Source organism: Castellaniella hirudinis (assembly GCF_042651965.1).
GTDB classification, from domain to species: domain Bacteria; phylum Pseudomonadota; class Gammaproteobacteria; order Burkholderiales; family Burkholderiaceae_B; genus Castellaniella; species Castellaniella hirudinis.
The window spans coordinates 380,717-392,326 of the sequence record NZ_JBHSDY010000010.1 but is presented as its reverse complement, the minus strand read 5'-3'; the positions used below and the strand labels follow the sequence as shown (position 1 = coordinate 392,326).

The following is an 11,610-nucleotide window of genomic DNA, read 5'->3' as shown; positions in this document are numbered from 1 at the left end:
ATGAGCGTCATTGAACTCACCCAAGACACCTTCCAGGCCGCCACCCAGGCCGATCAGCCCCTGATCATCGATTTCTGGGCCCCCTGGTGCGGCCCCTGCCGCCAGTTCGGCCCGACCTTCGAGGCTGCGGCTGAAAAGCACGCGGACGTCACCTTCGCCAAGATCAACACCGAGGAACAGCAGGAACTGGCGGCCGCGCTGCGCATCCGCTCCATTCCGACCCTGATGGTCTTCCGCGAGAACGTGCTGCTGTTCCAGCAGGCCGGCGCGCTGTCCGCCTCGCAGCTTGAAGAGCTGCTGACCCAGGTGAAGGCCGTGGACATGGCCCAGGTTCACACGGAAATCGCCGCGCAGGAAAAAGCCTCGTCCACGACGCATTGACCTCGTCTTCCGCGTCCACCCCCGCGCAGTCCCATCGGCCGGATCCCGGCCGATGGCGCATTCTGGCCGTCCTGCTGACCACGATCTTCATGTCCCTGATCGGGGTCAGCATCGTCAACGTCGCCCTGCCCTCCATCCACGTCGCGCTCGATGCCACGCAATCCGACATGCAGTGGGTGCTGTCGGGCTATGCGCTGACCTTCGGCGTGGTGCTCGTCGCGGCCGGGCGCGCCGGCGACCTGATGGGGCGCGGCGGCCTGTTCCTGATCGGCGTGGCCCTGTTCACGCTGGCCTCCGTGGCGGCGGGGCTGGCGCCGGACGCCACCTGGCTGAACGGCGCGCGTTTCGTGCAAGGCGTGGGATCGGGCCTGCTCAATCCGCAGGGCCTGGGCATGATCCAGCATTATTTCCGGGGCGCGGAGCGCGGCCGCGCCTTTGGCTATTTCGGCACGGCGGTGGGGTTTTCCGTGGCCATCGGCCCGGCGCTCGGCGGACTGCTGATCGAGCTGGGCGGCCTGGAGCTGGGCTGGCGGCTGACGTTCCTGGTCAACGTCCCGATCGGCCTCGTCATCCTCGTGCTCGGTTTCAGGTGGTTCCCGCGGCCGCTGATCCGCTGGCCGAGCGCATCGGCTTCATCCGCCTCGGGCTGGCGCTCCCTGGATCCCTTCGGCGCCCTGCTGCTGGGGCTGGCGGTGCTGGCCTTTCTGTATCCCTTCGTCGAATCCCACGCATCGCCGCTGACCTGGCTGCTGCTGCCGCTGAGCCTGGGCCTGACGGCCGCCTGGATCGCCTGGGAGCGCCGCGCGACGCGCCGGGGGCTCAGCCCCATGGTCGACCTGCGGATCTTTTCCACCGCCAGTTTCAGCAACGGCGTGCTGATCATGGCGCTGTATTTTCTGGGGATGACCAGCGTCTGGGTGCTGGTCGCCCTGTACGTCCAGGAAGGCCTGGGCATGTCGGCCCTGTTGTCCGGCCTGTTCGGCATTCCCGCCGCCCTGCTGTCGTCCTGGGCCTCGGATTGGGCCGGCCGCCGGGTGATGGCCTATGGCCGCCGGATCGTCATCATCGGGCTGCTGCTGGCCCTGGCCGGGCTGGTCCTGAGCGGCGTGGTGGTCGGGCTGCAGGCGTACGATCTGGCCAGCGCCTGGTGGCTGCTGCTGACGCTGTCGTTCATCGGCGTGGCCCAGGGCCTGGTGATCAGCCCCAATCAGGCGCTGACGCTGATGGACGTGCCGCTGGATTACGCGGGCAGTTCCGGGGCCATCATGCAGACGGGCCAGCGCATCGGCACTTCCGTGGGTATCGCCCTGATCACGGCGGTCGTTTTCTGGATTCTGAACCGGTCTTCGTGGCCGACCGCGATGGCGGCCGGCCTGGCCGTGATCTCGATCATCGTCCTGATCGCGCTGCGGGTGGCGATCAAGGACCAGCGGGATCGCCAGCGCCCCGGCGTGATTCAGGACCGATCCAGCGGTCCGGCGACTCAAAACACCTGAGCTTTTAACGGCGACGGATCAAGCGGCCGGTCCGCCGTCGGCTTCCAGCACGCACCACTCGCCCTGCCCCCGGGTCTGGTCGGTGTACAGGGCTTCCAGCGCGGCCACGTCGGCGCGCGCCACGAGCAGGCGCCAGAGCACGCCCCGGCCGTCGAATTCCGCGTGCTCGATGCGTGCGCCGGCCGCCAGCAGGCGCGCCTGCACACGGTCCATGTCGGCATAGGGACAATCGCACAGCACCTGGCATTCTTCGCGCAATTCCACCCGGTCCGCCAGCCGCAGACATTCCGCGGCCGTGCCGCCATAGGCGCGCGCCAGGCCGCCGGTGCCCAGCTTGATGCCGCCGAACCAGCGGATCACCAGCACCGCCACGCGGTCGTACCCTTGGGATTCGATGGCCTGCAGAATCGGCCGGCCGGCCGTGCCGCCGGGCTCGCCGTCGTCGCTGAAACGATAGTGCGACCCATAACGCCAGGCCCAGCAGTTGTGGGTTGCCTGGAGATCGCGGGACGTCTCCAGAAAGGCCTGCGCGGCCTCGGGCGATTCGATGGGCGCCGCCAGCGCCAGAAAGCGGCTCTTGCGGACGTCGGCCTCGTGCCGGACGGCGGCGGTCAGGGTGTGCGGCATGCGTACGCCCGTCCCGGCCGTTCATCCAGCCTGAGAACGGCCCAAGGCCGACGCCCCGCCATGAATCAGGCCTCGATGCCCTGGGACGCCAGGTATTCCTCGTAGGTGCCCGGGTAATCGTTCAGGCCGCCGTCGGGCAGGATCTCGATCACGCGGGTCGCCACGCCCGACACGAACTGGCGGTCGTGCGACACGAACACCAGCGTACCCTGGTACTGTTCCAGCGCGTATTGCAGTGACTCGATGGATTCCATGTCCAGGTGATTGGTGGGCTCGTCCATCAGCATGACGTTGTGACGTCCCAGCATCAGGCGGCCGAAGCTCATGCGGTTCTTTTCACCGCCGGACAGCACGCGCACGGCCTTGGTGATCTCGTCGCCCGAGAACAGCAGGCGGCCCAGCACGGAGCGGATGGATTGATCCTCGTCCCCCGGCTGGCGGTAGTCGGTCAGCCAGTCGAACAGGTCGCGGTCGGAATCGAACTGGTCGGACACGTCCTGGGCCATATAGCCCACGTCGGCGTTTTCCGACCAGCGCACATGGCCTTCATCGGGCGCCAGATTGCCCGCCAGCAGGCGCAGCAGCGTGGTCTTGCCCACCCCGTTGGCGCCGATGATGGCGACCTTCTGGCCGGCCTCGATCATGGTGTTCAGGTTCTTGATGATGGGCCGGTCGTAGGCCTTGGACAGCTCTTCGATGTGCGCAGCCTGGCGGTGCAGGACCTTGTTGACCTCGAAGCGGATGTAGGGGTTCTGGCGCGAGGACGGCTTGACCTGCACGGTCTCAGACTTGATGCGGTCGATCTGCTTCAGGCGCGACGTGGCCTGGCGCGACTTGGACTTGTTGGCGGCGAAACGGCGCACGAAGTCCTGCAGTTCGGTGACGCGTTCCTTGGCCCGCGCATTGGCCGCCACCTGGCGCTCGCGCGCCTGGGTGGACGCCAGCATGTATTCGTCGTAATTGCCCGGATAGACGCGCAGTTCGCCATAGTCCAGGTCCGCCATGTGCGTGCAGACTTCGTTCAGGAAGTGGCGGTCGTGGCTGATGATGATCATCGTGCTGTCGTAGCCGTTCAGCACGTTTTCCAGCCAGCGGATGGTGTTGATGTCCAGGTTGTTGGTGGGTTCGTCCAGCAGCAGCACGTCGGGATTGGAGAACAGCGCCTGCGCCAGCAGCACGCGCAGCTTCCAGCCCGGGGCGATCTCGCGCATGGGCAACTGGTGCTGCTCGACGGGGATTTCCAGGCCCAGCAGCAGCTCGCCGGCGCGGGCCTCGGCCGTGTAGCCGTCGTATTCCGCGAACTTGCCTTCGAGTTCGGCAGCGCGCATGTAGTCGTCTTCGGTCGCCTCGGGGTTGGCGTAGATGGCGTCGCGGTCGGCCATGGCCTGCCACATTTCCACGTGCCCCATCATCACCACGTCCAGCACGCGCACGTCCTCGAAGGCGAACTGGTCCTGGCGCAGTTTGCCCAGGCGCACGCCGGGATCCAGCGCAACGTTGCCCGAGGACGGCTCCAGGTCGCCGCCGATGATCTTCATCAGGGTGGACTTGCCCGAGCCGTTGGCGCCGATCAGGCCATAGCGGTGGCCGTCGCCGAACTTGACGCTGACGTTCTCGAACAGGGGTTTGGAGCCGAACTGGATGGTGAGATTATTGGTGGAGATCACGGTGGTGGCGGGAAAAAGTGGAATTAAAACAACCTGCTAGTTTAACAGGTAGGCTGGAGACGTCGCCCAGGATACGGCCGGCACGCAGCGGCGCAATCAAGACGTCGATTTCGCACACGAAACCGAAAGCGTGCCAGTGGCGACGGTTCGTCCGCACAACAAATCCGTGACAGGCCGTTTGACACCCCGCACTGCCCTCAGCTACCTTCCAAAGGCCTCGGAACCATGATGTGACGGACGGCTGATAATCAAGACAAGGGCAGCCATGAACAACCCGCTGGACGATCTGCTGCAGACACCTGAAGGCAAAACGCTGGAGTTCAAACGGGATCTGTCCTCTCCGCGCAACGTGATCAGAACGCTGGTGGCCTTTGCCAATTCAGCCGGCGGCCGTTTGATCATAGGCGCGGACGACGGACGGCGACTGATCGGGATCACCGATCCATTGGACGAGGAAGAGCGCGTCTGCAATTTGATCGCGGACTCCATCGCCCCAAGGCTGGTCCCCAGCGTGGAATTGATCAGCCAGGGGGATTTGACCGTCCTGGCCGTCGAAGTGTTCCCCAGCAACAACCGTCCTCATCATGTCAAAGCCCAAGGTCCCGAACACGGTGTCTATGTGCGCCTGGGATCCAGCAACCGCCAGGCGGGGCCTGATCTGATCGCCGAGTTGCGACGATCCGCACAAGGCGTGGTGTTCGATGAAATCCCCATGCCGGAACTCGATCTGGCGGACCTGGATCTGGCGGCGGCTCAAACGCTGTTTGGCGATCGGCGGACCCTGAACGAAAAATCACTGGCCACACTGAAACTGGTCCGCCGCGAGCAGAACCGCCTGGTGCCCACCCAGGGGGCCGTCCTGCTCTTCGGCAAGGACAGGGAACACCATTTTCCAGACGCTTGGGTGCAATGAGGACGATTCCTGGGGATCGACAAGGTCCATATTTTCGATCAGGTGGAAATCCACGAACACCTGCCGCAGGCGGTGGATGCCATTGAATTCTTTCTGAAAAAGCATGCCTTTAAAAGCGCGCGCTTCGGCGCCATGCGCCGCGAAGACATCTGGAGCATCCCGTTGACCATCCTGCGCGAAGCCATCGTCAACGCCCTGGTGCACAGCGACTATTCCCAGCGCGGCGCCCCGATCCGCATCGCATTCTTCGATGATCGCATCGACATTGAAAGCCCAGGCCTGCTGTTGCCCGGCATGACCGTGGAGGACATGAAAAGCGGCGTTTCTCGCATCCGCAACCCCGTCATCGCGCGCGTATTTCGAGAACTGGGGATGATCGAGCAGTGGGGCAGCGGCGTCAAACGCATCTTTGACGATGCCATCGCTCAGGGACTGCCGGAGCCGACCGTGACGGAAATCGCCACCGGTGTGCGGCTGAGCATCTACTTATCTCAAGCGCCTCAATCCATGCAGGTCAAAGAATCCGGGCCCGCCTACGCGCCCCCGAACCCTGCCCTACTCTCTTTACGGCTAGAGTCACGGCTAGAGTCACGGCTAGAGTCGAGACTGGCGGCTAAAGTCGTTCTGCTCTTGAGAGAACACGAGTCCGGCAAGGCCCAGTTGGCCAAAGCCCTCGGGCACAAAACCGTTTCCGGAGAGCTGCACAAGCAGATCCGGCGGCTGCTGGAAATGGGGCTGATTGAAATGACTTTGCCCGATAGACCGGCCAGCCGCCTGCAGCGTTACCGTTTGACGGCGGACGGCCACGCCGCCGTCGCCTGAACCCGCCGTTCAACCCTCAGTGCGTGTGTTCCTGCAACACCAGGTGCGCCATGCCGTCCTCGGTGGCGATGCCCACGCGGGCGCCCACCGGCAGGGTGGCCTTGACCTTGACGTGGCCATAGGGCAGGCCCGTCACCACCGGCACGCGCACGGTCTGGCGCAGCCAGCGCACCACGGAATGCATGTCGTAGCCCCCGTCGTGCGGCGCCAGGCGGTAGTCGGTGAACTGGCCCAGCACGATGGCGTGCTGTTTTGCCAGCACGCCGGCGTGCCACAACTGGGTCAGCATGCGCTCGACGCGGTACGGGTGTTCGGCGACGTCTTCCAGGAACAGGATGCCGCCCTGGATGTCGGGCAGGTAGGGCGTGCCGACCAGCGAGGCCACCATGGCCAGATTGCCGCCCCACAGAATGCCGCGCGCGTCCACCGGGTCGGCGTCCGGGGATTCGAAGCTGAGGATTTCCAGTTCGCCGGACAGGGTTTCCTGGAACAGGGCCTGGGTCAGGTCGTCCACTTTCTTGCCGCCGAAATCGAAGACCGCCGTGGGGCCGGCCAGGCTGACCGCGCCGGTGCGCGCCAGCAGGGCCAGGCTGAAGGCGGTGAAATCGCTCTGGCCGATGAAGGTCTTGCCGCTGTCGGCCACGGCTTGCCAGTCGATGTGCGGCAGCAGGCGGCTCAGGCCGTAGCCGCCCCGGGTCGCCATGACGACCGGATGCTTTTGCTTCAGGGCGCGCTGGATGGACGCCAGGCGCTGCTTGTCGGTGCCGGCGAAGCGTTCGTGCACGGCCAGGGCCGTGCGGTCGGCGGCGACGCGAAAGCCCATGGCGCGCAGCCGCTCCATGGCCAGATCCAGCTTAGCGGGATCGGCCACGGCGCCCGAGGGCGAGATCAGGTAGATGCCCGAAGGCTGCTCGTGCACGTGATGCTCGCCGCAATCGGGATCGCCGCAGACCAGGTGCGTATGTTCGCCGGCAGCAGCCGGACGGGACGCAGGCTGGGCGGGCGCGGGTTTCTGTTTAGGCATGTCAGAAGGGTCCTGGGAAGGAGAAGAAGGGATCGCGCGGGCGGCTTTGCGCCGGGCGCGGAAGAATTCACGCAGCAGGTCGCCGCAGTCCTGCGCCTGGACCCCGCCCCGCACGCGGGCATGATGGTTCAGGCGCGGCTGATCGGACAGGTCGATCACGCCGCCACAGGCGCCGGTCTTGGGATCGGGCGCGCCATAGACGATATCGGCCAGGCGCGCATGGAACATGGCGCCCAGGCACATGGTGCAGGGCTCCAGCGTGACGTACAGGCGCGCGCCGCTCAGGCGGTAATTGTCCAGGCTGCGGGCGGCGGCGCGCAAGGCCACGACTTCGGCGTGCGCCGTGGGGTCGCGGTCCAGGATGGTGCGGTTGTGGCCGGTCGCCAGCAGGCGGCCTTCGGCGTCCAGCACCACGGCGCCCACGGGGACTTCGCCCAGCGCCGCCGCCTGGCGGGCCTGGTCCAGGGCCAGCGCCATGGCGCCGTCGTCATCCAACATTTCAGCCACGATACATCCGCGTGCGCAGCACGATTTTCGAGGCCAGGCTTTCGACGGCGGCCTCCAGCAGTTGATACAGCTCGGCGTCCTCGCCGAAGCGGGCATGATTCAGATTGGACACCCGGCCGTCCTCGATGAAGCCCCAGGCCCGGCTGCGTTTTTCCTTGTGTCGCGGGTCCCAAACGCCGAAGGCCACGCCGCCCGAGCGGCGGATCAGAGAGAAGCAGGGAATGTCGGTATAGCCGTCGCCGACGAAGATCATCTGCTCGAAGGGCACGCGCAGCTTGTCGGCATCGACCTTGCGGTTGACCTCGAACGGTTTGTTGCGCGACCCCGGACCGATGATGCCCTTCTGGATGTGGAACAGATAGCGGGTCTTGTCGGTGAAGCTGACCACGCGGCGCGGAAACTCGATGGCGCCATCGGCGCCGTAATGAAATTCGGACGCCCAGATGTCGGAAAAAGCACCCGCAATGGGCGTGGCGCGCAGTACGTCGCCGATGCCGCTGGAAATCAGATAGAACTCCAGTTGCACGGTCGGATGGGACTGATGCAGGCGCGTGCGCAGACGCTCGAACAGCGTCGTCACGCCTTCATGCAGCGGCAGCCGCCACCCCCAATCGCGCAGGCGATCGCGGGTGATGGGACCGTGGCGTCCCGAACGGGACAAGGCCAGCATCTGATACAGGTAGGCGGGGACCGGGTCCCAGTCCTCGCGGTCCAGCAGCGGACCCACCTGGTCGCCCCAGAAGGCCGGCACGTCCACGCCGATTTCCTGGAGAAAGCCCGAGGTGCTGTCCGGCGCCAGGGTGTCATCAAAATCGAAGACCAGCGCGATCACGTCCGCCATAGGTGTGTCCCGTCGTGTGTCCCATATCCATCGGCCAAAGCAGCCAGCGCCCCAGGCAATTCGCCCGGCAAGTCCTCGGCCAGCAAGCCCCAGCCCAGGCGGCCGGCGGCCAGACCGTGCAGCCAGACGGCCGCGCAGGCCGCCTGGAAAACCGGCATGCCGGCGGCCAGCAAACCCGTGATGCAGCCCGCCAGCACATCCCCCGTCCCGGCGGTGGCCAGGGTCGGCGGCGCATTGTCGTTGATGACGCAACGGCCGTCGGGCGCCGCGATCACGGTGTCCGCCCCCTTGAGCACCACGACCGCGCCGCAACGCCGGGCTGCGGCCCGCGCACGCTGCAGTTTATCGCCAACGGCCCGCGACGGCGCGCCGTCCCCTGCCCTCGGCGCCGCGTCCGGCCCGGGATCGAACAGGCGAGCGAATTCGCCCTCATGCGGCGTCAGCGCACACTGTCCGTGCAAGGCGTCGATCAAGGCCTCCGGCCGATCGGCAAAAACGCTGAGCGCATCCGCGTCCAGCACGCAGGGACGCCTGGTCGCCAGCAGGTCCAGCACCTGGCGCCGCCCCTGGGGCGCACGTCCCAGCCCCGGACCGATCAGCAGCGCATTGCGGCGCGGGTCCGCCAGCACCTGATCCAGCGCGCCGTCCGGCGGCAGGGCCTCGACCATGACCGAGGTCAGGGCGCCTGCCTGGATCGCCCAGGCGGACGACGGGGCCGTCAGCGTCACCAGGCCGGCTCCGATGCGCGCCGCCGCCTGGCAAGCCAGGCGGCTGGCGCCCAACATGCGTTCGCCGCCCACGACCAGCGCATGGCCCCGGCGGTATTTATGGCCGTCGGTGCGCGGCCAGGGAAACACGTCCAGCCAAAGATCGGGATGATTGGCGTGGGCCTCGGGGACGAGGGGGGCCAGCGCCGCATCGGGCATGCCGATGTCGGCGCACACCAGCGCGCCGCACAAGGCGCGCCCCGGCAGCAGCAGATGGCCGGGCTTGCGGCGGCAAAAAGTGACCGTCAGATCGGCCTGGACGACGGCCCCCGGACAACGGCCGCTGCCGCCGTCCAGGCCCGTGGGCACGTCGATGGCGCAGACCGGCGCGGCGGCGGCGTTGACGGCCTGGATCAGGGATTCCAAGGCGCCGGCCGGCGCACGGCCCAGGCCCGCGCCCAGCAAAGCATCGACAATCAGGCCGGCGCCGTCCAGACATGCGGGCGCGGCGGGCTCGACTGGACCGGTCCAGGCCCCGGCCGCCCGGGCGGCGTCTCCGCGCAGCGCGGCGCGTTCGCCCCAGAGCGCCACGCGCACCGGCCAGCCGGCGTCCCTCAGCAGACGCGCGACGACAAAACCGTCGCCGCCGTTATTGCCGGGTCCGCACAGCACGCACACGGGCATGGGCGGCCAGTGTTCGCGGATCGCCCGGGCGACGGCGGCGCCCGCCGCCTCCATGAGCTGCGCGCCGGGCGCCCCGGCCGCCGGCGCCGCGCGGTCGGCGGCGCCCATCTGCGCCGGCGTCAGCAGCGCATGCGGCGACAGGCGCGTCAAGGCGCCGGGCGTCCCGCCCTGCCCTGCGACGCCGCCGTATCCGCCCGAGGGGTGCTGAGAAGACATCAGTCCGCCTGCGCCGCCCGCTGGCGCAATTCGAACTTCTGGATCTTGCCGGTGGAGGTCTTGGGCAATTCACCGAACACCACGTGACGCGGCACTTTGTAGCCCGCCAGATGGGCCTTGCAGTGGGCCACGATGTCCTCGGCCTGAACCTGGGCGTCGGGCTTGAGTTCGACGAAGGCGCAGGGCGTCTCGCCCCAGCGCTCGTCGGGCCGCGCCACCACGGCGGCCGCCAGCACGGCCGGATGGCGATAGAGCACGTCCTCGACCTCGATCGAAGAGATGTTTTCCCCGCCGGAAATGATGATGTCCTTGCTGCGGTCCTTGATCTTGACGTAGCCGTCCGGGTAGATCACCGCCAGATCGCCGCTATGGAACCAGCCGCCCGCGAAAGCTGCCTGCGTCGCCTGCGGATTCTTCAGGTAGCCCTTCATGCAGATATTGCCCTGGAACATGATTTCGCCCATGGTCTCGCCGTCGGCCGGCACCGGCTGCATCGTCGCCGGGTCCAGCACCGTCGCGGCCTTTTCCAGGTGGTAGCGCACCCCCTGGCGGGCGTTGAGCTCGGCCCGCTTGCCGATGTCCAGATCGTCCCAGGCGGCGTCCTTGGCGCACACCGTGGCCGGCCCATAGACTTCGGTCAGGCCGTAGACGTGCGTCAGGTCGATGCCCAGGGCCTCCATGCCCTCGATCATCGAAGCCGGAGGCGCGGCGCCCGCCACCATGGCATGAATACCGGCGGGGATCGTGTCGCGCAGGGCCTGCGGCGCGTTGACCAGCATGCTCTGGACGATGGGCGCGCCGCAATAATGGGTGACGCCGTGCTCGCGCATCAATGCGACCATGGCCGCCGCATCGACCCGCCGCAGGCAGACGTTGACCCCGGCCCGCGCCGCCACGGTCCAGGGGAAACACCAGCCGTTGCAGTGAAACATGGGCAGCGTCCACAGATAGACCGCGTGCTTAGGCATGTCCCATTCCAGGATGTTCGACACGGCATTGATGGCCGCTCCCCGGTGGTGGTAGACCACGCCCTTGGGGTTGCCGGTGGTGCCGCTGGTGTAGTTCAGGGCAATCGCATCCCATTCGTCATCCGGCATGCGCCAGGCGAACGCCGGGTCCCCTTCGGCCAGCAGCGCTTCGTAGTCCAGCGTGCCGATGGCTTCGCCCGGGCCGTCATACACGGGGTCGTCGACGTCCACCACCAGGATGGGGCCGGTGCGAGTGCGCAGCGCCAAGGCCTGGCTCACGATGCGGGAGAATTCCCGATCGACCAGGATGGCGCGCGCCTCGCCGTGATCCAGCATGAAAGCGATGGTCGCGGGGTCCAGCCGGGTGTTCAGGGTATTGAGGACGGCCCCGCTCATGGGAATGCCGAAATGCGCCTCGACCATGGCGGGCACGTTGGGCAGCATCACCGCCACCGTGTCCCCCCGGCCGATGCCGTGCCTGGTCAAGGCGTCGGCCAGGCGGCGGCAGCGCCGGTACAGCGCGGTCCAGGTATGACGGATGACGGCGTCACCCTGCCCGTGCACGACGGCTGTCCGATCGGGATACACCTCGGCGGCCCGCTCCAGGTACAGCAGGGGCGTCAGCGGCGCGAAGTTGGCCGGGGTCCGGGGCAGGTCCTGGTCGTATATCGAAGTCATGCGGGTCTCCATGTGTCGATCGGGCGTTCCGGCGCGCTCGGGGCGCGGGCGCGCGTCGATGCTCATTTTAGCGGGGCGC

The 11,610-nt window shown here is 67.1% G+C and carries 10 protein-coding genes; 4 read left to right on the top strand and 6 right to left on the bottom strand.

The annotated features are described in order from the left end of the window. Entirely contained in the window at window positions 1–381 is a 381-nt protein-coding gene (gene trxA / locus ACFO0J_RS15480) for a thioredoxin (RefSeq protein ID WP_376813976.1), read from the top strand. Continuing rightward, the gene (locus tag ACFO0J_RS15475; protein ID WP_376813975.1) at window positions 378–1,877 is read left to right on the top strand and encodes an MFS transporter; all 1,500 of its coding nucleotides are present in this window, start codon (window positions 378–380) and stop codon (window positions 1,875–1,877) included. The genes trxA and ACFO0J_RS15475 overlap by 4 nt, the downstream gene beginning before the upstream one ends. An 18-nt stretch (window positions 1,878–1,895) precedes the next feature. Here the strand turns inward: ACFO0J_RS15475 and ACFO0J_RS15470 are convergent, their stop codons facing one another. Both ACFO0J_RS15470 and ACFO0J_RS15465 read right to left on the bottom strand, forming a co-directional pair. Further along, a complete protein-coding gene (locus tag ACFO0J_RS15470; protein ID WP_376813974.1) occupies window positions 1,896–2,504 on the bottom strand; it encodes an IMPACT family protein in 609 nt (202 codons plus the stop codon). Window positions 2,505–2,569: 65 nt separating this feature from the next. Then, a complete protein-coding gene (locus tag ACFO0J_RS15465; protein WP_376813973.1) occupies window positions 2,570–4,171 on the bottom strand; it encodes an ABC-F family ATPase in 1,602 nt (533 codons plus the stop codon). Between the two features lie 265 nt (window positions 4,172–4,436). Here ACFO0J_RS15465 and ACFO0J_RS15460 point away from each other — a divergent pair, with 265 nt between their 5' ends. Together ACFO0J_RS15460 and ACFO0J_RS15455 are read left to right on the top strand one after the other, a co-directional pair. Next, window positions 4,437–5,084 carry an AlbA family DNA-binding domain-containing protein gene (locus ACFO0J_RS15460; RefSeq protein WP_376813972.1) on the top strand — a complete coding sequence of 216 codons (648 nt, stop codon included), beginning with the start codon at window positions 4,437–4,439 and terminating at the stop codon, window positions 5,082–5,084. A gap of 42 nt (window positions 5,085–5,126) precedes the next feature. After that, a complete protein-coding gene (locus ACFO0J_RS15455; RefSeq protein ID WP_376813971.1) occupies window positions 5,127–5,906 on the top strand; it encodes an ATP-binding protein in 780 nt (259 codons plus the stop codon). A gap of 16 nt (window positions 5,907–5,922) precedes the next feature. On the opposite strand, the gene tadA is transcribed toward ACFO0J_RS15455, so the two are convergent. Genes tadA through ACFO0J_RS15435 form a run of 4 tightly spaced genes read right to left on the bottom strand, consistent with a single transcriptional unit; the run spans window position 5,923 to window position 11,531 of the window. Then, entirely contained in the window at window positions 5,923–7,428 is a 1,506-nt protein-coding gene (tadA, locus tag ACFO0J_RS15450) for a tRNA adenosine(34) deaminase TadA (protein WP_376814177.1), read from the bottom strand. A gap of 1 nt (window position 7,429) precedes the next feature. Further along, a complete protein-coding gene (locus tag ACFO0J_RS15445) occupies window positions 7,430–8,278 on the bottom strand; it encodes an HAD family hydrolase (protein WP_376813970.1) in 849 nt (282 codons plus the stop codon). After that, window positions 8,266–9,885 (bottom strand): NAD(P)H-hydrate dehydratase, encoded by a 1,620-nt coding sequence (locus ACFO0J_RS15440; protein WP_376813969.1) that lies wholly within the window; start codon window positions 9,883–9,885, stop codon window positions 8,266–8,268. The genes ACFO0J_RS15445 and ACFO0J_RS15440 overlap by 13 nt, the downstream gene beginning before the upstream one ends. Further along, the gene (locus ACFO0J_RS15435; protein ID WP_376813968.1) at window positions 9,885–11,531 is read right to left on the bottom strand and encodes an acyl-CoA synthetase; all 1,647 of its coding nucleotides are present in this window, start codon (window positions 11,529–11,531) and stop codon (window positions 9,885–9,887) included. The genes ACFO0J_RS15440 and ACFO0J_RS15435 overlap by 1 nt, the downstream gene beginning before the upstream one ends. Window positions 11,532–11,610 lie beyond the last annotated feature (79 nt).

What these genes read in the sequence shown, in the direction of transcription:
- trxA (WP_376813976.1), top strand. Translation starts at nt 1, where the DNA reads ATGAGCGTCATTGAACTCACCCAAGACACCTTCCAGGCCGCCACCCAG.
- ACFO0J_RS15470 (WP_376813974.1), bottom strand. Translation starts at nt 2,504, where the DNA reads ATGCCGCACACCCTGACCGCCGCCGTCCGGCACGAGGCCGACGTCCGC.
- ACFO0J_RS15460 (WP_376813972.1), top strand. Translation starts at nt 4,437, where the DNA reads ATGAACAACCCGCTGGACGATCTGCTGCAGACACCTGAAGGCAAAACG.
- tadA (WP_376814177.1), bottom strand. Translation starts at nt 7,428, where the DNA reads ATGTTGGATGACGACGGCGCCATGGCGCTGGCCCTGGACCAGGCCCGC.
- ACFO0J_RS15445 (WP_376813970.1), bottom strand. Translation starts at nt 8,278, where the DNA reads ATGGCGGACGTGATCGCGCTGGTCTTCGATTTTGATGACACCCTGGCG.
- ACFO0J_RS15440 (WP_376813969.1), bottom strand. Translation starts at nt 9,885, where the DNA reads ATGTCTTCTCAGCACCCCTCGGGCGGATACGGCGGCGTCGCAGGGCAG.
- ACFO0J_RS15435 (WP_376813968.1), bottom strand. Translation starts at nt 11,531, where the DNA reads ATGACTTCGATATACGACCAGGACCTGCCCCGGACCCCGGCCAACTTC.